18 protein-coding genes are annotated in these 18,823 nt (G+C 51.2%); 5 read left to right on the forward strand and 13 right to left on the reverse strand.

Going from position 1 to position 18,823, the window contains the following annotated elements; translation table 11 throughout:
* Positions 1-56: 56 nt before the first annotated feature.
* Positions 57-230: a YciY family protein gene (locus tag IMQ56_RS15550; protein ID WP_017384232.1), complete on the reverse strand. Its 174-nt coding sequence runs from the start codon at positions 228-230 to the stop codon at positions 57-59.
* A 143-nt stretch (positions 231-373) separates the two neighbouring features.
* On the opposite strand from IMQ56_RS15550, the gene cls reads away from it, so the two are divergent.
* The gene (gene cls, locus IMQ56_RS15555; RefSeq protein WP_003856750.1) at positions 374-1,834 is read left to right on the forward strand and encodes a cardiolipin synthase; all 1,461 of its coding nucleotides are present in this window, start codon (positions 374-376) and stop codon (positions 1,832-1,834) included.
* Between the two features lie 33 nt (positions 1,835-1,867).
* Complete coding sequence (locus tag IMQ56_RS15560) at positions 1,868-2,197, forward strand: HI1450 family dsDNA-mimic protein (RefSeq protein ID WP_003856748.1); 330 nt, start codon at positions 1,868-1,870, stop codon at positions 2,195-2,197.
* Between the two features lie 31 nt (positions 2,198-2,228).
* Here IMQ56_RS15560 and IMQ56_RS15565 read toward each other — a convergent pair whose 3' ends face one another.
* The 7 genes from IMQ56_RS15565 to IMQ56_RS15595 all read right to left on the reverse strand — a co-directional run bounded on the left by IMQ56_RS15565 (position 2,229) and on the right by IMQ56_RS15595 (position 10,110).
* Positions 2,229-3,065, reverse strand: a complete 837-nt coding sequence (locus IMQ56_RS15565) for an ion transporter (protein ID WP_003856745.1) — start codon at positions 3,063-3,065, stop codon at positions 2,229-2,231.
* Between the two features lie 45 nt (positions 3,066-3,110).
* Entirely contained in the window at positions 3,111-4,115 is a 1,005-nt protein-coding gene (oppF, locus tag IMQ56_RS15570) for a murein tripeptide/oligopeptide ABC transporter ATP-binding protein OppF (RefSeq protein WP_017384233.1), read from the reverse strand.
* Positions 4,112-5,125: an ABC transporter ATP-binding protein gene (locus IMQ56_RS15575; RefSeq protein WP_017384234.1), complete on the reverse strand. Its 1,014-nt coding sequence runs from the start codon at positions 5,123-5,125 to the stop codon at positions 4,112-4,114. The genes oppF and IMQ56_RS15575 overlap by 4 nt, the downstream gene beginning before the upstream one ends.
* Before the next feature lie 11 nt (positions 5,126-5,136).
* On the reverse strand, positions 5,137-6,045 hold the full coding sequence (oppC, locus tag IMQ56_RS15580; protein WP_003856740.1) for an oligopeptide ABC transporter permease OppC: 909 nt from the start codon (positions 6,043-6,045) through the stop codon (positions 5,137-5,139).
* A gap of 12 nt (positions 6,046-6,057) precedes the next feature.
* Positions 6,058-6,978, reverse strand: coding sequence for an oligopeptide ABC transporter permease OppB (oppB, locus tag IMQ56_RS15585; protein WP_063624309.1), 921 nt, complete (start codon positions 6,976-6,978; stop codon positions 6,058-6,060).
* Positions 6,979-7,060: 82 nt separating this feature from the next.
* Positions 7,061-8,692 carry an oligopeptide ABC transporter substrate-binding protein OppA gene (gene oppA / locus IMQ56_RS15590; protein WP_003856736.1) on the reverse strand — a complete coding sequence of 544 codons (1,632 nt, stop codon included), beginning with the start codon at positions 8,690-8,692 and terminating at the stop codon, positions 7,061-7,063.
* A 770-nt stretch (positions 8,693-9,462) separates the two neighbouring features.
* The gene (locus tag IMQ56_RS15595; RefSeq protein WP_017384236.1) at positions 9,463-10,110 is read right to left on the reverse strand and encodes a YchE family NAAT transporter; all 648 of its coding nucleotides are present in this window, start codon (positions 10,108-10,110) and stop codon (positions 9,463-9,465) included.
* A 480-nt stretch (positions 10,111-10,590) separates the two neighbouring features.
* Here IMQ56_RS15595 and adhE point away from each other — a divergent pair, with 480 nt between their 5' ends.
* A complete protein-coding gene (gene adhE / locus IMQ56_RS15600) occupies positions 10,591-13,272 on the forward strand; it encodes a bifunctional acetaldehyde-CoA/alcohol dehydrogenase (RefSeq protein WP_032103375.1) in 2,682 nt (893 codons plus the stop codon).
* Between the two features lie 70 nt (positions 13,273-13,342).
* Here adhE and tdk read toward each other — a convergent pair whose 3' ends face one another.
* Positions 13,343-13,957, reverse strand: coding sequence for a thymidine kinase (gene tdk, locus IMQ56_RS15605; protein ID WP_003856726.1), 615 nt, complete (start codon positions 13,955-13,957; stop codon positions 13,343-13,345).
* Positions 13,958-13,998: 41 nt separating this feature from the next.
* Complete coding sequence (locus tag IMQ56_RS15610) at positions 13,999-14,187, reverse strand: hypothetical protein (RefSeq protein ID WP_123912598.1); 189 nt, start codon at positions 14,185-14,187, stop codon at positions 13,999-14,001.
* A 320-nt stretch (positions 14,188-14,507) separates the two neighbouring features.
* Between IMQ56_RS15610 and hns the strand changes: the two genes are divergently transcribed.
* Positions 14,508-14,921 (forward strand): histone-like nucleoid-structuring protein H-NS, encoded by a 414-nt coding sequence (gene hns / locus IMQ56_RS15615; protein WP_003856724.1) that lies wholly within the window; start codon positions 14,508-14,510, stop codon positions 14,919-14,921.
* Positions 14,922-15,123: 202 nt separating this feature from the next.
* On the opposite strand, the gene galU is transcribed toward hns, so the two are convergent.
* From galU to rssA, 3 genes are all read right to left on the reverse strand, one after another.
* On the reverse strand, positions 15,124-16,029 hold the full coding sequence (galU, locus tag IMQ56_RS15620; RefSeq protein ID WP_003856723.1) for a UTP--glucose-1-phosphate uridylyltransferase GalU: 906 nt from the start codon (positions 16,027-16,029) through the stop codon (positions 15,124-15,126).
* A 199-nt stretch (positions 16,030-16,228) separates the two neighbouring features.
* Positions 16,229-17,242 carry a two-component system response regulator RssB gene (gene rssB / locus IMQ56_RS15625; RefSeq protein ID WP_003856721.1) on the reverse strand — a complete coding sequence of 338 codons (1,014 nt, stop codon included), beginning with the start codon at positions 17,240-17,242 and terminating at the stop codon, positions 16,229-16,231.
* A gap of 89 nt (positions 17,243-17,331) precedes the next feature.
* Complete coding sequence (gene rssA, locus IMQ56_RS15630; protein WP_017384239.1) at positions 17,332-18,234, reverse strand: patatin-like phospholipase RssA; 903 nt, start codon at positions 18,232-18,234, stop codon at positions 17,332-17,334.
* Between the two features lie 113 nt (positions 18,235-18,347).
* On the opposite strand from rssA, the gene IMQ56_RS15635 reads away from it, so the two are divergent.
* Positions 18,348-18,812 carry a YchJ family protein gene (locus IMQ56_RS15635; protein ID WP_017384240.1) on the forward strand — a complete coding sequence of 155 codons (465 nt, stop codon included), beginning with the start codon at positions 18,348-18,350 and terminating at the stop codon, positions 18,810-18,812.
* The last annotated feature ends 11 nt before the right edge of the window (positions 18,813-18,823 follow it).

Raw genomic sequence — 18,823 nt, forward strand, 5'->3', positions numbered from 1 at the left:
CAAAAATTGATAGCCTGGATGTTTAATGGGCACCTTTACGGTGCCCTTCATGCTTTTCAGATGTCCTGGACCGCGAACAACAGCGCGTTACGGTGTCTGTTCAGGCCACATTTTCTGATGGCGTGGATACGCATATTGCGGCGGGATTGTGCTTCCAGCCAACGAGCCTTACGACGACTCACCTGTCGCAACATGCGCCAGCGCCCAACTTCAGTTCTACTGCGCTTCATGTCTACAACTCTTTCTCTAACAGAGATGCCATTATATGCCTAAGCAGGCGGCAAACCAGCGCTTTTATCTGCCGTTTTTATTTGCCAGATGAATCCTGATGCGTAAACTCATAACAATACGCTTTCAAAAGGATTTTTTATTTATGACAACCTTCTACACCGTGGTGAGTTGGCTGGTCATTTTAGGATACTGGCTGTTAATTGCCGGGGTGACGTTGCGCATTCTGATGAAACGCAGAGCGGTACCTTCCGCCATGGCCTGGCTTCTGATTATCTACATTCTGCCGCTGGTGGGCATCATCGCCTATCTCTCTTTCGGTGAACTTCATCTGGGTAAACGCCGCGCCGAACGCGCCCGCGCCATGTGGCCCTCCACGGCGAAATGGCTTGCCGACCTTAAAGCCTGCAAGCATATCTTCGCTGAAGAGAACAGTAGCGTGGCCGCATCTCTGTTCAAGCTGTGCGAACGCCGCCAGGGGATTGCTGGGGTAAAAGGCAATCAGCTGCAACTGATGACCTCTTCTGATGATGTGATGCAGGCGCTGATCCGTGATATCCAGCTCGCCCGGCATAATATCGAGATGGTGTTTTATATCTGGCAGCCGGGCGGCATGGCGGACCAGGTCGCCGAATCGCTAATGGCCGCTGCACGTCGCGGTATCCACTGCCGCCTGATGCTGGACTCCGCCGGCAGCGTGGCCTTTTTCCGTAGCCCGTGGGCAGGCATGATGCGCAACGCCGGTATCGAGGTGGTCGAGGCGCTAAAAGTGAATCTTTTCCGCGTCTTTCTGCGCCGCATGGATCTCCGCCAGCACCGGAAAATGGTTCTGATCGATAACTACATTGCCTACACCGGCAGCATGAACATGGTTGACCCCCGCTTCTTCAAGCAGGATTCCGGCGTGGGGCAATGGATCGATCTGATGGCGCGGATGGAGGGACCGATCGCGACCTCAATGGGCATCGTCTACTCCTGCGACTGGGAAATTGAAACCGGTAAACGCATTCTTCCCCCGCCGCCGGATGGCAATATCATGCCGTTTGAGGAAGCCAGCGGGCACACTATCCACACTATCGCCTCCGGTCCTGGCTTCCCGGAAGATCTGATCCATCAGGCACTGCTGACCGCCGCGTACTCCGCGCGGGAATATCTGATCATGACCACGCCCTATTTCGTTCCCAGCGACGACCTTCTGCATGCCATCTGTACAGCGGCACAGCGCGGAGTGGATGTGAGCATTATTATGCCGCGCAAGAACGATTCGCTGCTGGTGGGATGGGCAAGCCGCGCGTTCTTTAGTGAGCTGCTGGCCGCAGGCGTTAAAATTTATCAGTTCGAAGGCGGCCTGTTACACACCAAGAGCGTGCTGGTGGACGGAGAGCTGAGCCTGGTGGGTACCGTCAACCTCGATATGCGCAGTCTGTGGCTGAATTTTGAAATTACGCTGGTCATTGATGACGCCGGGTTCGGTGGCGATCTGGCTGCGGTTCAGGACGATTATATCTCCCGCTCACGCCTGCTGGACGCCAGACTGTGGGCGAAACGTCCGCTGTGGCAGCGAATTGCCGAACGACTGTTTTACTTCTTTAGTCCGTTGCTGTAAAACGTGCCCAACGATGTTTAACAGGTAGTCATCATGGAAATGGATCTGAACAATCGCCTGACCGAAGACGAAACGCTCGAACAGGCCTACGATATTTTTCTCGAGCTGGCGGTCGATAATCTCGACCCTGCTGACGTCATTCTTTTCAACCTGCAATTCGAAGAGCGTGGCGGTGCTGAGCTGTTCGATCCGGCTGAAGACTGGGCCGAACACGTCGATTTTGATCTCAACCCGGACTTCTTCGCCGAGGTGGTGATTGGCCTGGCAGATGAAGACGGCGGAGAAATTAACGACATCTTTGCCCGCGTCCTGCTGTGCCGCGAGAAAGATCACAAACTGTGCCATATTCTCTGGCGCGAATAATAAAAAAGGCTGCCCGCGCAGCCTTTTTTATTTAATCCGGTAAGGCATTTCCACAGCGGTGACAAAACCGCGCGCCGGGTTCATGATTCCCCTGCTGACAATTCGGACATTTGCGTTGCTGCTTGCTGTTCTGGAAGGCGCTACTCATATGGGTGGTAATTAACCCCGTCGGAATCGCTATCACCGAATAGCCGATCAGGATAAGAACCGATGCCACAATACGTCCGAGCGGCGTATGCGGGGTAATATCGCCATAGCCCACGGTGGTCACCGTGACGATAGCCCAGTAAACAGACGCATTAAGCGTGGTAAACCCGTATTTCGGCCCTTCGATTAAATACATAAGGGAGCCAAAAACGATCATCACGATAGCAATAAACGAATAGAAGAGAATCAGCTGGTGGCGGGCGCTGACAATGGCAACCCAAAAAACCCGCAGCGACGGCATAAAGCGCAGCAGTTTGAGAATCCGTAACACACGAATCGCCCGCATTGCACGCCAGGCAAACACATAATTCAAGCTGATCTCAGGCCACAGCCACATGACATACAGCGGCAGGATGGTGGCTAAATCAATAAATCCCCAGAAGCTGAAAACGTATTTCGCCGGATTTGGCCAGCTAATGACCCTCAGCACATATTCCGCAGTAAACACCAGCGTGACAATCAATTCCAGCCAGACGAAAACGTGCCACTCCTCATACGTCATGTGGTACTGCGTTCCGGCGCCGGATTCGATAAAGATAATAATGACGCTAATCAGCGCAAATAAACCACACAGACCTTCGAAGCGGCGACCGGAAACCGTTTCAGGATCAAATAAAAGGTGATACAGCCGCTGGCGGGCCGACGTGAATAATCGCGACACATTAACCTCGAAAAATAAGGGCTGACATCATGTCAGCCCTTGCGATTATAACGGGTCTACTTTCAGGCAGGAAACCGCATGTCGGAAACTGCCCTCCAGAACCGGCCGTGTTTTTGCACATTCCGGCCCGGCTATTGGGCATCGAGTACGGAATACGCAGCCTGAAGGCGGGTTGATTGGCGAAGGCAGTTCACCTTCCAGAAGCTGAATGGTTTTATTTTTTTCCAGATCGGGGTCCGGAACGGGAACCGCAGACATCAGCGCTTTGGTATAAGGGTGCAGAGGATTGTGGTACACCTCATCATACGTGCCCAGCTCTACGGCGTGGCCCAGATACATGACCAGCACACGGTCCGAAATGTGTTTTACCACCGCCAGATCGTGGGCGATGAAGATCAGCGACAGCCCCATTTCCCGTTGCAGTTTCTGTAGCAGGTTAACCACCTGGGCCTGGATGGAAACGTCCAGCGCCGAAACCGGCTCATCACAGATAATCAGTTTTGGTTCAAGGATCAACGCGCGTGCGATACCGATACGCTGGCACTGACCGCCGGAAAACTCGTGTGGGTAGCGGTTGATGAGGTTAGGCAGCAGACCCACCTTGAGCATCATCGCTTTCACCCGATCGCGAATTTCCTGGCGCGGCATCTTCGGATGATAGGTGCGCAGCGGCTCGGCAATGATTTCGCCAATGGTCATACGCGGGTTCAGGGACGCAAGTGGATCCTGGAAAATCATCTGGATGTCGCTGCGCACGTCGCGCCATTCATCCGGCTTCATCCCCAGCAGATCTTTGCCAAGCCAGGCCACTTTCCCGTCGGTGGCCTTCACCAGGCCGATGATCGCACGCGCAAACGTCGATTTGCCGCAGCCGGATTCGCCTACCACGCCCAGGGTCTCGCCTTCGTACAGGCGTAGCGTGACGCCATCCACCGCTTTCAGGGTTTTGGCAGGCTGCCAGAACCACTGTTTACCGTCTTTGATATCGAAATGGACCTTCAGGTCAGCGATTTCGAGCAGCACATTTCTTTTTTCGTCGATCGCGTTCATACCAGCTCCTCCAGCGGCTTAAAGCAGGCGCGCAGACGGCCTGGGGCAAACGCTTCCAGCGGCGGTGCGCTGTTACAGATTTCCATCGCATGCGGACAACGCGGCTGGAACGGGCAGCCTTTTGGCAGACGCAGCAGGTTTGGCGGGTTACCAGGGATAGTCAGCAGCGACTCCCCTTCCGCATCAAGACGCGGAACGGCATTCAACAGCCCGATAGAGTACGGATGGGCTGGCTGATAGAACACATCGCGGGCATTACCGTATTCCATCGTGCGGCCTGCATACATGACTAACACTTTGTCGCAGATCCCGGCAACGACGCCTAAATCGTGGGTGATCATAATGATGGCGGTGTTGAACTCGCGCTTCAGCTCGTTCAGCAACGTCATGATCTGCGCCTGGACGGTCACGTCCAGGGCGGTGGTCGGTTCATCAGCGATCAGCAGTTTTGGCCGGCAAAGCAATGCCATCGCGATCATAACGCGCTGACGCATACCGCCGGAAAACTCGTGCGGATACATGCGCATGCGCTTGCGTGCTTCAGGCATTTTCACCGCATCCAGCATTTTGACGGACTCTTCAAACGCTTCGGCTTTACCCAGCCCCTTGTGGAGCATCAGCACTTCCATCAGCTGTTCGCCCACCCGCATATAGGGGTTCAGGGACGTCATCGGATCTTGGAAAATCATTGAAATCTGCTCGGCGCGCAGCTTGTTCAGCTCATGTTCCGGCAAATTCAGGATCTCTTTCCCGTTAAACGTCGCCGAACCGCCGATCACGCCGTTTGACGCCAGCAGGCCCATCAGCGCGAATGCGGTCTGGGATTTACCGGAACCGGATTCGCCCACAATGCCCAGCGTTTCACCGGCACGCAGGTCGAAGTTGAGATCGTTAACGGCAGTAACATCACCGTCAGGGGTTTTAAACGTCACGCGGAGGTCTTTAACGTCCAGCAGTGCGCTGGTCCGCTGTTGCGCCTGTGGCGCGGTTGCCGTTTCAATAATGGTCATGACGGCGCTCCTTAACGGTCTTTCGGGTCGAGGGCATCACGCAGGCCATCGCCGATAAAGTTGAAACAGAACAGGGTGACGACCAGGAAGCCCGCCGGATACAGCAGTAACCACGGTGACACTTCCATGGAGTTTGCGCCATCACTTAACAGAGCGCCCCAGCTACTCAACGGCTCCTGCGTACCTAATCCCAGGAAGCTCAGGAAAGATTCAAACAGGATCATACTTGGCACCAGCAGAGAGGCGTATACCACCACCACGCCCAGCACGTTAGGAACGATATGACGCACCACAATATTGGCGGTAGAAACGCCGCCAACCTGTGCGGCTTCGATAAACTCCTTACGTTTGAGGCTCAGCGTCTGGCCGCGCACAATACGCGCCATATCCAGCCAGGACACCATCCCGATCGCCACGAAGATCAGCAGGATATTTTGACCAAAGAAGGTCACCAGCAGAATGACGAAGAACATGAACGGGAAGGAGTTCAGGATTTCTAGCAGACGCATCATTACGGAGTCCACTTTCCCGCCGAGGTAACCGGAAAGCGAGCCGTAAAGCGTGCCGACAATCACCGCCACCAGCGCCGCCGCGATGCCAACCATCAGGGAGATACGGCCGCCAATCGCCACACGCACCAGCAAATCACGCCCGGAGGAGTCGGTGCCGAAATAATGCCCGGATTCCATATCCGGCGCGCTGGACATCATGCCCCAGTCCGTATCGAAATAGGTGAACTGAGAGAGCATTGGTGCCAGGGTTACGAACAGCGCGATAAGCACCAGCACGACCAGGCTGGCAACGGCGGCACGGTTATGCATAAAACGACGGCGGGCGTCCTGCCAAAGGCTACGACCTTCGACCTCCAGCTTTTCACTGAAGTTTTCCAGCGCCTCGCTGTTTTTCTTACTCAACATCATGGCGTGCTCCAGTTAGTAACGGATTTTCGGGTCGATAACGGCATACAGCACATCGACAACGGCATTAAACAGAATGGTCAGCGCGCCCACGAGGATCGTCAGGCTCAGCACCAGCGAATAGTCACGGTTAAGCGCCCCGTTAACAAACAGCTGCCCGATGCCCGGCAGACCATAAATGGTTTCAATCACCATTGAACCCGTGATAATGCCGACGAAAGCCGGACCCATATAGGAGAGTACCGGTAACAGTGCAGGCTTGAGGGCATGACGGAAAATAATCCGGCGCATCGGCAGCCCTTTCGCACGGGCGGTACGGATGAAGTTCGAGTGCAGGACTTCAATCATTGAACCGCGGGTAATACGGGCGATGCTGGCGATGTAGGCCAGAGATAATGCCACCATCGGCAATATCATGAACTTCAGCGCCCCGCCGTTCCAGCCGCCCCCGGGAAGCCATTTCAGGGTTATGGCGAATATCATGACCAGCAACGGCGCGACAACGAAGCTGGGGATAACCACCCCGGTCATTGCGACCCCCATTACGGCGTAATCCCATCGGGTATTTTGTTTTAGCGCAGCGATAACGCCCGCAGTGACACCGAGAACAACGGCCAGGATAAATGCAGCAGCCCCTAATTTAGCCGATACCGGGAAGCTGGACGCCACCAGGTCGTTAACGGAATAGTCTTTATATTTAAAGGACGGACCAAAATCACCGTGTGCAAGCTGCTTCAGATAGTTGAAGTACTGCGTGGTGATAGGATCGTTTAAATGGTATTTCGCTTCGATGTTGGCCATAACTTCTGGCGGAAGCGTGCGTTCACCGGTAAAAGGACTGCCCGGTGCAAGACGCATCATGAAGAAGGAAATTGTAATTAGAATAAATAACGTTGGAATCGCTTCAATACAGCGACGCAGGATAAATTTCAACATTGCCCGTACCTTCTGGCGTGTGCCTGATGAATGTTACAAAATAGACACAGTGGGGCAAGCTCGCTCGCCCCACGTATTGCCATTAATGCTTGATAATATAAAGATTCTTAACGGAAATATTATCCAACGGGTCTTTACCGGTATAACCCCCTACCCATGGTTTCACCAGGCGGGCGTTAACGTAGTAGTAAACCGGAACGATCGCAGAGTCTTTATCGAGCTGTTGTTCTGATTTCGCGTACAGATCGGCGCGCTGGGCGTCATCTGCCACCTTCAGGGTTTCGCCAATCAGCTTATCAAACGCCGGGCTCTTATAGTGTGCGGTGTTGTTCGAACTGTCGCTCAGCATGGTGTTCAGGAATGAGGTCGGTTCGTTATAGTCCGCACACCATCCTGCACGTGCCACGTCAAAGGTTCCCTGGTGGCGCGTATCGAGGAAGGTTTTCCATTCCTGGTTTTCCAGCTTCACGTTCACGCCGAGGTTTTTCTTCCAGATTGACGCGACGGCGATAGCCAGTTTTTTATGCAGATCGGAGGTGTTGTACAACAGGCTAAAGGTCAGCGGCTTGTCGGCGGTATAGCCAGCTTCAGCCAGCAGTTTTTTCGCTTCTTCGTTACGTTTTTCCTGTGACCATTTGAACCATTCAGGTTCAACCAGCTTCATACCGTCGGTGTAAGGCGGGGTGTAGCTGTAAGCCGGCAGGTCGCCCTGATTCTTCACTTTATTCACGATAATGTCGCGATCCAGTGCCAGCTTCAGTGCGGTACGAACACGTACGTCGGTGAACGGTGCTTTCTGGTTGTTAATTTCGTAATAGTAGGTGCACAGATACGGATCGACGTGAACTTCTTTCGGGATCTCTTTTTTCAGCTTCTGGAACAGTTCAATCGGCATGTTGTTATAGGTCATGTCGATTTCACCGCTGCGGTAGCGGTTTACGTCCGTCACTTCAGAAGAGATTGGCAGGTAGGTGACCTGATTGATAACGGTCTTCGCATTATCCCAATACTGCGGGTTACGCTCCAGCACCATACGTTCGTTAACGACCCAGTCCTTCAACTTATATGCACCGTTGGTCACGATATTCGCAGGCTGCGTCCATTTTTCACCAAATTTTTCTACCGCAGATTTTGGTACCGGGGAGACGGACGGGTGAACCAGTAGCTTATAGAAGTACGGAACAGGTTCGCTCAACGTCACTTCAAAGGTGTTGGCATCGATGGCTTTTACGCCCAGGTCGGTAACGGGCTTTTTACCCGTGATGATGTCATCGATATTGGCAATATGGCCATACTGGAGGTAACTCGCATACGGGGAGGCGGTATTCGGATCCGCCAGACGCTGCCAGCTATAGACGAAATCTTCGGCGGTAACCGGCGTACCGTCGGACCATTTGGCATCTTTACGCAGATGGAAGGTCCAGACTTTAAAATCTTTGTTGTCCCATTTTTCCGCCACGCCCGGAGCCGGGTGGCCGTCTACGTCAGTCACCAGCAGACCTTCAAACAGATCGCGGTTAACATTAGACTCTGGAACACCTTCAATTTTGTGCGGATCAAGAGACTGCACTTCCGCACCGTTATTACGTACCAGCGTTTGCTTCTCAGCCAGCTGAACACCAGCAGGAACGTCCGCAGCCATTGCAGCGTTGCCCGCGATTAGCGCAGTTAAAATCCCCGCCGCTACCAGACTTTTTTTTGTGATGATGGACATTGTGTTGATACTCCACTCATTATAATGACCAGCCTTCGCCAGTTGTGTAATCCCCTGTTGGGGCCTGTACAGCGCAGGAGTTTTTTTTGCTACTGTCAGGTTCTTTTTTTACTTCTTGCTATCACCGACTTCATTATTACTGACCGCTCGTACGGCGGTCTTGCGTCGATTCTTTACACCTCTCCCCTGTCAGAGAGATGCGTTGGATATCTTATGTGAGGGCTATATGAAAATAGTTCTCATCAACTTGTTTAATGCTGCAAAATATAAGGCCGGAAAGTACCAAATGGTGCCAACTCTCGCCAATACATTTTGCAAATTTGTTAAGCATTTCTCTTTTACGATGGCTGGCATAACTATGGCGCCAGCCCTGGCTTACGCCGAAATCAACAAAAAGAGATGTAATTCATATAGATAATAAATTTTGTTGCTGCAAACGCGACGACATAGCTTACCTGAACGATTTTTCACGATAATTTAACAATTGATTATTATTTAGCACATTCGTCTGAGTCAGCGTCGAAATTACTAATATCATTTCGGTTATCTGTCAGCAAGCCCCAGAGTATCATGTGAGTAAAATAACAGAGGGTTTGAGGGATTTATGCGCGGCAAGGGGAAATGAAAATAAACAACCCCTTGAAAAACAACAGAAGAGGATTATTAGTAGAACTTATTATGACTGGCGCCTATTTCAACTTTATTTATATGATTTGCAGATAATCACGTAAAAAAAACGGAGCCGCTGGCTCCGCTCTTTCAAATGAAAGTCAGTGTACTAACCCGGGGAATATACTTTTTATACCGGTAACGATAAATTCGATGCCCAACGCCATTAACAACAGACCCATGATACGGGTAATCACGTTGATGCCCGTTTGTCCCAGCAAGCGAACCAGCCATGGCGCCATACGAAATACACCCCAGCAGCACAGCGCGAACAGCGCAATAGCGACGGAAAAGCCAATCAGGTGCATCAGGCTGTGGTAGCGCGTACCCCAGACAATAGTGGAACTAATCGCCCCCGGGCCCGCCATCAGCGGCAGTGCCAGTGGCACGACCCCGATGCTCTCGCGGATAGCTGTCTCTGATTTTTCCTGCTTGTTCTGTTTATCCTCCCCCAGCTTGCCGCTGATCATCGACATGGCAATCGTCACCACCAGGATCCCGCCTGCTATACGGAACGAATCAATTGAGATGCCGAAGACCTGAAGAATGGCGTCTCCGAGATAAAGAGAGGTAAGTAGGATGATCGCCACCGACAGGTTTGCCGTCAGGTTGGTTTTATTTCGTGCCGCAGCCGTCTGATAGCTGGTCATACTAATGAAGACAGGGATGATCCCTACCGGGTTAACCAGAGCAAACAAGCCGATAAAAAACTTGAAATATGTAGGGAAATCAAAGAGCGTTTGAATCACATTAAGCTCCGCAATTGAGCATGGCCAGGGAGAAACTGCGTGTCATGATAAATCCGCGCTGAAGATACGCTTTTTAGCCGCATACTTCACCAGAAATCTGTTCTTAAACGTTATCAATTCATGATGTTAAACATTTGTGTAATCAATGATATCGCTGCTTCCAATAGTTACTTAATTATTTAACAGTAGAATAATTAGCACAAAATAACCCTGCTGAAAGGTATCAGCTTAGGACAAAATTGATCTCGATCATAATTTTCGTACTCAGAAGTGAGTAATCTTGGTTACGCCGCCAGGGAGATCACCTATCAAAAAGGTATGATGCTAAGGTAAGGCTCTTTTAGTAAATTAGTGAGCTGGAGCAGTGAGTAATCCTTTGTTTTACTGTGTGTTACGCAAGTGGGATCGGCTCTGACTATACTGTCAGACGTATCGAGCGCTGGTTTACTAAAAGAGTTTAAACATTATCAGGAGAGCATTATGGCTGTTACCAATATCGCTGAACTGAACGCCCTCGTCGAGCGCGTAAAAAAAGCCCAGCGTGAATATGCCAATTTCACCCAAGAACAGGTTGATAAAATCTTCCGCGCGGCCGCTCTGGCTGCTGCTGATGCTCGAATCCCTCTCGCTAAAATGGCCGTTGCCGAATCCGGCATGGGTATCGTTGAAGATAAAGTGATCAAAAACCACTTTGCTTCAGAGTATATCTACAACGCCTATAAAGATGAGAAAACCTGCGGTGTGCTGTCAGAAGACGATACTTTCGGCACCATCACCATCGCAGAACCGATCGGCATCATTTGCGGTATCGTTCCAACCACTAACCCAACCTCTACCGCCATCTTCAAATCTCTCATCAGTCTGAAGACACGTAACGCAATCATTTTCTCCCCGCATCCACGTGCGAAGGACGCCACCAACAAAGCAGCAGATATCGTGCTTCAGGCTGCCATTGCGGCGGGTGCACCAAAAGATCTCATCGGCTGGATCGACCAACCTTCTGTTGAACTGTCCAACGCCCTGATGCATCACCCTGACATTAACCTGATTCTGGCGACCGGTGGTCCTGGTATGGTTAAAGCAGCGTACAGCTCCGGTAAACCAGCCATCGGCGTAGGCGCAGGTAATACCCCTGTGGTGATCGACGAAACGGCTGATATCAAGCGTGCTGTTGCCTCTGTGCTGATGTCTAAAACCTTCGATAACGGCGTTATCTGTGCATCTGAACAGTCTGTTGTCGTGGTTGATTCGGTATACGACGCCGTTCGTGAACGTTTCGCCAGCCACGGCGGCTACCTGTTGCAAGGTAAAGAACTGAAAGCCGTTCAGGACGTGATTCTGAAAAATGGTGCGCTGAACGCGGCTATCGTAGGTCAGCCTGCGTATAAAATCGCTGAGCTCGCTGGCTTTAGCGTCCCTGCTACCACCAAGATTCTGATTGGTGAAGTGAAAGTCGTTGATGAAAGTGAGCCGTTTGCTCACGAGAAACTCTCCCCGACGCTGGCAATGTACCGTGCGAAAGATTTCGATGACGCGGTAGATAAAGCAGAGAAGCTGGTGGCGATGGGCGGTATCGGCCACACCTCTTGCCTGTACACCGACCAGGATAACCAGCCTGAGCGTGTTGCTTACTTCGGTCAGAAGATGAAGACGGCACGTATCCTGATCAACACCCCTGCTTCTCAGGGTGGTATCGGTGACCTGTACAACTTCAAACTCGCACCTTCCCTGACTCTGGGTTGTGGTTCCTGGGGTGGTAACTCCATCTCTGAAAACGTTGGTCCAAAACACCTGATCAACAAGAAAACCGTTGCTAAGCGAGCTGAAAACATGTTGTGGCACAAACTTCCGAAATCTATCTACTTCCGCCGCGGCTCTCTGCCAATCGCGCTGGATGAAGTGATTACTGATGGCCACAAACGTGCGCTCATCGTGACCGACCGTTTCCTGTTCAACAATGGCTATGCAGACCAGATCACCTCTGTTCTGAAAGCGGCTGGCGTCGAAACTGAAGTCTTCTTTGAAGTTGAAGCTGACCCAACCCTGAGCGTTGTACGTAAAGGCGCTGAACTGGCGAACTCCTTCAAACCTGATGTGATCATCGCACTGGGTGGCGGTTCCCCAATGGACGCCGCGAAAATTATGTGGGTGATGTACGAACATCCGGAAACTCACTTCGAAGAACTGGCGCTGCGCTTTATGGATATCCGTAAACGTATCTACAAGTTCCCGAAAATGGGCGTGAAAGCGAAAATGATCGCCGTCACCACTACTTCCGGTACTGGTTCAGAAGTGACGCCATTTGCCGTTGTGACTGATGACGCAACCGGTCAGAAATACCCGCTGGCTGACTACGCACTGACGCCAGATATGGCTATCGTTGACGCCAACCTGGTCATGGAAATGCCGAAATCACTGTGTGCGTTCGGTGGTCTGGATGCGGTAACTCACGCTCTGGAAGCTTACGTTTCCGTACTGGCTTCTGAGTTCTCTGACGGTCAGGCTTTGCAGGCGCTGAAACTGCTGAAAGAAAACCTGCCAGCTTCTTACAACGAAGGTTCGAAAAACCCTGTTGCGCGTGAACGTGTACACAGTGCGGCAACCATCGCGGGCATTGCGTTTGCTAACGCCTTCCTGGGTGTCTGTCACTCCATGGCGCACAAGCTAGGTTCACAGTTCCACATTCCTCACGGTCTGGCGAACGCCCTGTTGATCAGCAACGTTATCCGCTATAACGCCAACGACAACCCAACCAAGCAGACTGCATTCAGCCAGTACGACCGCCCACAGGCGCGCCGTCGTTATGCTGAAATCGCAGATCACCTGGGTCTGAGCGCACCGGGCGACCGTACTGCCGCGAAGATCGAGAAACTGCTGGCATGGCTGGAGAGCCTGAAGGCTGAACTGGGTATTCCTAAATCTATCCGCGAAGCAGGCGTTCAGGAAGCTGACTTCCTCGCTCACGTAGATAAGCTGTCTGAAGATGCATTCGATGACCAGTGTACTGGTGCTAACCCGCGCTACCCACTGATTTCCGAACTGAAACAGATCCTGCTGGATACTTATTACGGTCGTAACTTCACTGAAAGCGATGTCGCTGCCGTAAAAGTTGAAATCCCCGCAGTTGTAAAGGCTGACAAGAAAGCGAAGAAAAATGCTTGATTGACAGTATGATAAAAAAACCCGCCGCTGGCGGGTTTTTTTATATCTGAGGATCCGTAAAACATTCTTATTATTTTCGATTGTCGCCCTGTAACGCCGTCAGCGAGCCTACAGCCAGCGCCTCTTTATAATGCTTGCGGCAGACCGAGACATAACGTTCATTGCCTCCTATCACCACCTGCTCGCCATCAGCATAGGGTTTACCCGACTGGTCCAGGCGAAGAACCATACTTGCCTTGCGGCCACAAAAGCAGATTGTTTTCAGCTCAACCAGCTTATCCGACCAGGCGAGCAGATACTGACTGCCGGCAAATAACTCCCCACGAAAATCGGTACGTAATCCATAGCAAAGAACGGGAATATCCAGCTCATCAACGACCTCTGAAAGTGCATGGACCTGCTCTCGGGTCAGGAACTGGCTTTCATCTACCAGCACGCAATGGACAGGCTTAGAGGCATGCTCGGCACGAATGTCCTCCAGCAGGTCCGTTTCAGGGTTAAACAGCCTTGCAGGCGACGAGAGCCCTATTCTTGAGCTCACCTTCCCTGCCCCAAAGCGATCGTCGATTTCGGCGGTATAAACAACGGTGCGCATCCCCCGCTCCTGATAATTGTATGAGGATTGCAGTAACGCCGTCGATTTCCCTGCATTCATTGCCGAATAGTAGAAATAAAGTTGTGCCATTGGCCGAAGAACCCTAATCAATGTGTAATATTCCCGATGGATCATTGTACCATATTTTGTACCGTCATCAGCGGCGGGCTGCGCTCTCCAGCCTGCCATGCATCAGTAAATCCTTCGCGAATAGCGCAAAATAATGCGTTAAAACAGGCAGTAAAGGCATTAAACACTGACAATAAGGTGAGTCCGCAACCAGAGATAACACTTCTTTTTATAGTGTCTTCTTCGTTCATTAAAATTCACTATTTATTAACTATTCTTGTCTTCGCTGCGCTTACTCGGGGTAATACAAAAGGCTGATATTTATCAACCGCAACTATAATTCCTGAGGTAAAAGTCACAAAACATACACGCAAATGACCCGCTTTTGCCGTTTGAAACGATATCTCACAGACCCAACAAACAATGAAATTTAAGTTAGCGTAATTAATAATAGCGTCGTTTATTTTGTATTTTTTGAATTCCTTACATTCCCACCTATTGCACAAGTGAAATTAAGGCTCTATTATTAGGACAACAAACCCACCCCCATTATAAGTTTGAGATTACTACAATGAGCGAAGCACTTAAAATTCTGAACAACATCCGTACTCTTCGTGCGCAGGCAAGAGAATGTACCCTTGAGACGCTTGAAGAAATGCTCGAAAAATTAGAAGTTGTAGTTAACGAACGTCGTGAAGAAGAAAGCGCTGCTGCGGCTGAAATCGAAGAACGTACACGTAAACTGCAACAGTATCGTGAAATGCTGATTGCCGATGGTATCGATCCAAACGAATTGCTGAACAGCATGGCTGCGGCTAAAACCGGTACCAAAGCAAAACGCGCGGCACGTCCTGCTAAATATAGCTACATCGATGAGAACGGCGAAGAGAAAACCTGGACCGGCCAGGGCCGTACTCCTGCTGTAATCAAGAAAGCAATGGACGAACAAGGTAAACAACTGGATGACTTCCTGATCAAGGATTAATCTGGAAAGATTCTGAAAAATCCCGCTTAATGCGGGATTTTTTATGCCTGTAATATTCGCCCGAACATCTCCTTACATTCTGTCATATTGTGAGGCTCCCTATTTAACGTCCCTGACAATCCCCCGCCAATTACGGAGCGACAGGCATAAAAAAACCGGTGGGCATCGCTCCACCGGTCTTGTTCACTGGGCTGTGAGTTTATTACTTAATACCCACGCTACCTTTGAGCCAGGCTTTAAATTCTTCACCCAGGCTGTTATGGCGAATACCATATTCGACGAATGCCTGCATATAACCGAGCTTATTCCCGCAGTCATGGCTCTTACCTTTCATATGGTAGGCTTCCACGGTCTCTTTCTCGATCAGCATATCGATAGCATCCGTCAGCTGGATTTCATCGCCCGCACCCGGAGGCGTTTTCGCCAGCAGAGCCCAAATTTCAGCGCTCAGTACGTAACGACCAACGACAGCAAGGTTAGACGGCGCGACGTCCGCTTTAGGTTTTTCAACAACGCCAACCATCGGTACGCTTTCGCCAGGTTGCAGGTCAACGCCTTTGCAGTCAACCACGCCGTAAGCGGTCACGTCGTCGACTGGCTCAACCATAATCTGGCTGCTGCCGGTTTCATCGAAGCGTTTAATCATTTCCGCCAGGTTTTCCTGGGAAAGATCGGACTCGTACTCATCAAGAATCACGTCAGGCAGAATAACCGCGACCGGCTCATCACCCACTACCGGGTGTGCACACAATACTGCGTGCCCCAGGCCTTTCGCCAGGCCCTGACGAACCTGCATAATGGTAACGTGTGGAGGGCAAATAGACTGCACTTCCTCCAGCAACTGGCGCTTAACGCGTTTTTCCAGCATTGCTTCGAGTTCGAAACTGGTATCGAAATGGTTTTCGATAGAGTTTTTAGATGAATGCGTCACCAGCACAATTTCGGTGATACCTGCTGCAATACATTCATTCACGACATACTGGATTAATGGCTTATCAACCAGAGGCAGCATCTCTTTTGGGATTGCCTTCGTCGCTGGCAACATCCTGGTACCCAATCCCGCCACCGGGATAACGGCCTTTCTGACTTTCGAATTAAGGGCAGCCATTGAAATTCTCCTGAACTGTTCAAGTTTTGAACTTTTATGCATTGAATAACGCGTTGAGTATACAGTCTCAGCCACTAATACGGGTCTGAAAAGAACGCGTTGCCGATCAATTAAGACAAATACGCATGAAACTTGCAGCGATAGTAGCACTGCCAGCAAAAACACAGGTAAAGCAATCTGAAAAATAAAATCTGACTGCTTACTCCGTGGACAACATTAAGCGTAACCGTCCCCCGGCCCCCCAAATTTGGCACTGCCAGGAGGTGCAGCGATGGCTAATTTGATTAAGGTAAGTATTTCCCAGCGTTCCCAACGGCACGCCGTTACTCACCTGAATATGGTGTTCGCCAGTATTCAGCGTGGCATTTAAACCCGCAGAGACCAGAATAAGGTTATTCAACCCGCTGTGATAATAGCCAACCAGAAGCGGGAACTGCCCCGGCAAATTGGCCTGGCGAAAAAGTTGGTTGACCTGTTTTAGTAAACTGCCTAACTCAGGAAGTCGTTGCCCCTGATGGGATAATTGTTCCTGTAGCAATCCATTAAACAGCGCCCGGAGTAATAAGGCCGCCAGAACGCCGTTATCTCCCGCCCGGGTAACATCCAGGCAATAAAAAGCGAGGTCAGAATCTGATAACGGCGCAATATCCAGCACCAGCCCAGGCTGGTCAGCCGCTACCAGCTGGCGGTAATTTACTCTGCAATGAGAGATATTTTGCTGCACCGGCGGCTGAAGTTCCTGAAGCAGCTTCGCGGCCGCGAGCGGATTACTGACTAAAGCATCCCAGTCCTGGAAAAGACGTTCTTCTTCTTCCACCCGGGAATTAAACATATTGGGATACAGGCAGGCCAACACCGTTTCACGAAGACGGTTCAAATCTTTAACCGGTTTGAGCAGAATATCCTGCACACCTAAACGCAACGCCTTAGCAATATCCGCCATATTTTCGGTGGCCGAGATCACCAGTATCGGTGTCTGATAACCTTCATTACGCAGGTTTTCCACCAGCATTAATCCGTCCATGCGCGGCATCTCAAGGTCGCAGATCATCAGATCAGGCGCCATGCTGGCCATTTTTTCCAGTGCCTCGACGCCATCTTCGGCAAGGGACGTGGTTGCCCCCAGTGAGGATAACCACGAATCCAGTAGCGATCGGAAAACGGGCTCGTCTTCTACTATCAAAATATGTTTTCCGGCCAATGGCTGTGTCATGGTTCCTCCCCTGGCTGACAGTTACTCAATAGTGGCATGCTATTGGTACTATCGCCTGTCAGATTTTGCTGAAGTAATCAAAAAAGTGCTCAACGTGCTGTACGCACAAAAGGCAACAGTTCATCTATTTTCTTTTCGACGGCTAACGAGCCCGCTGCTATGGCGGCCTCAGCCCGGTGGAAATCAAGGGTAGAGATTTGTGGACAATAGGGTTGAATAAGAATATCCGGAGGATCGCCAGCCATACGGTTTCGCTTCAGGCGATTCTCAAGGATCTGAATAGAGGTCGTCATGATTTCAATGGCGTTCGGCGCGGTCACCGCGCGACGGGCGGTCAGGCGCCCTATTCTGCCGCGTAATCGCGCATGCCAGGCAAGTTTCTCTTCTTCCGCGTCATCGCTCTGAAGATTAACCGGCATCAAATCTTGCTGCATAAGGTGTGCGTCGTGCTGTAAATCCACGGCAATAACGATATCCGCCCCCATGGCGCGGGTCAGAGAGATGGGTACAGGATTCACAACGCCCCCATCAACGAGCCAGTAGCCGTTGTGAGGCACAGGCGCCATTAACCCCGGCATGCTACAGGATGCGCGAACGGCGAGATGTATATCCCCTTCGGTGAGCCATAACTCCCTGCCCGTACTGAGGTTGGTTGCAACGGCACCGAAAGGCATTTGGCAGTGGCTGAAGTCAGCGAGGGGCATTATCTTACGAAACTGATTGAACACGCGTTCGCCGCGCAGCAGGCCGCCACGCTGCCAGGAGAGATCCATCAGGCGCAGCACATCCCAGTAACTGAAGGAGCGCACCCAGCTTTCAAGCTCCGGGAGCTTACCGCAGGCGTACGCGGATCCGACCAGCGACCCGATAGAACATCCTGCGACAATATCAACGTCAATCCCCATCTGGTTTAAGGTATTGATAACGCCAATATGTGACCAACCCCGGGCTGCACCTGAGCCCAACGCCAGTCCAATTTTTACCTTTCTCATTAGCCCTGTTTTACTTCCCCTGGATTCCCGACATAGCGTCAACGCACCTGCTCAGTTAACATATTGCTACCTTAAGCGTTTAACGCCTTATTTTTTGTTCCAGGAAGAGAATCGTGTCTCAACTCTGCCCCTGTGGTAGCGCTCTGGAGTATAGCCTATGTTGCCAGCGATATCTTTCTGGCGAGCAGGTTGCACCAGAGCCGTCACACCTTATGCGCTCGCGGTATACTGCTTTTGTGATCAAAAACGCAGACTACCTGATTAGAACCTGGCATCCGTCCTGCCATGCTGCCGATTTTCGCCAAGAGATTGAAGCCGGATTTGCCAACACCGTCTGGCTGGGCCTCACCGTCTTTGAAGCCGCTCCCGGCCGCGATGCCAACGAGGGCTATGTCAGTTTTGTCGCCCGCTTTAGCGAACAAAACAAACCCGGCGCCATCATTGAGCGCTCACGATTCTTAAAGGACAGCGGGCAATGGTATTATATTGACGGCACACGTCCGCAATTCGGTCGTAACGATCCCTGCCCCTGTGGTTCAGGAAAAAAATTTAAAAAGTGTTGCGGCAGTAATGCCTGACAACTCAGACT

Origin of the sequence: Enterobacter sp. Res13-Sevr-PEC09-46 (genome assembly GCF_015672585.1) — a bacterium.
Taxonomy (GTDB): domain Bacteria; phylum Pseudomonadota; class Gammaproteobacteria; order Enterobacterales; family Enterobacteriaceae; genus Enterobacter; species Enterobacter hormaechei_C.

Bases quoted from the DNA above. Each gene is read 5' to 3' on its own strand.
- IMQ56_RS15610 (WP_123912598.1), bottom strand. From the start codon at position 14,187: ATGAACGAAGAAGACACTATAAAAAGAAGTGTTATCTCTGGTTGCGGA.
- cls (WP_003856750.1), top strand. From the start codon at position 374: ATGACAACCTTCTACACCGTGGTGAGTTGGCTGGTCATTTTAGGATAC.
- IMQ56_RS15560 (WP_003856748.1), top strand. From the start codon at position 1,868: ATGGAAATGGATCTGAACAATCGCCTGACCGAAGACGAAACGCTCGAA.
- oppB (WP_063624309.1), bottom strand. From the start codon at position 6,978: ATGTTGAAATTTATCCTGCGTCGCTGTATTGAAGCGATTCCAACGTTA.
- rssA (WP_017384239.1), bottom strand. From the start codon at position 18,234: ATGAGAAAGGTAAAAATTGGACTGGCGTTGGGCTCAGGTGCAGCCCGG.
- hns (WP_003856724.1), top strand. From the start codon at position 14,508: ATGAGCGAAGCACTTAAAATTCTGAACAACATCCGTACTCTTCGTGCG.
- oppA (WP_003856736.1), bottom strand. From the start codon at position 8,692: ATGTCCATCATCACAAAAAAAAGTCTGGTAGCGGCGGGGATTTTAACT.
- adhE (WP_032103375.1), top strand. From the start codon at position 10,591: ATGGCTGTTACCAATATCGCTGAACTGAACGCCCTCGTCGAGCGCGTA.
- galU (WP_003856723.1), bottom strand. From the start codon at position 16,029: ATGGCTGCCCTTAATTCGAAAGTCAGAAAGGCCGTTATCCCGGTGGCG.
- IMQ56_RS15550 (WP_017384232.1), bottom strand. From the start codon at position 230: ATGAAGCGCAGTAGAACTGAAGTTGGGCGCTGGCGCATGTTGCGACAG.
- tdk (WP_003856726.1), bottom strand. From the start codon at position 13,957: ATGGCACAACTTTATTTCTACTATTCGGCAATGAATGCAGGGAAATCG.
- IMQ56_RS15575 (WP_017384234.1), bottom strand. From the start codon at position 5,125: ATGACCATTATTGAAACGGCAACCGCGCCACAGGCGCAACAGCGGACC.
- oppC (WP_003856740.1), bottom strand. From the start codon at position 6,045: ATGATGTTGAGTAAGAAAAACAGCGAGGCGCTGGAAAACTTCAGTGAA.
- rssB (WP_003856721.1), bottom strand. From the start codon at position 17,242: ATGACACAGCCATTGGCCGGAAAACATATTTTGATAGTAGAAGACGAG.
- oppF (WP_017384233.1), bottom strand. From the start codon at position 4,115: ATGAACGCGATCGACGAAAAAAGAAATGTGCTGCTCGAAATCGCTGAC.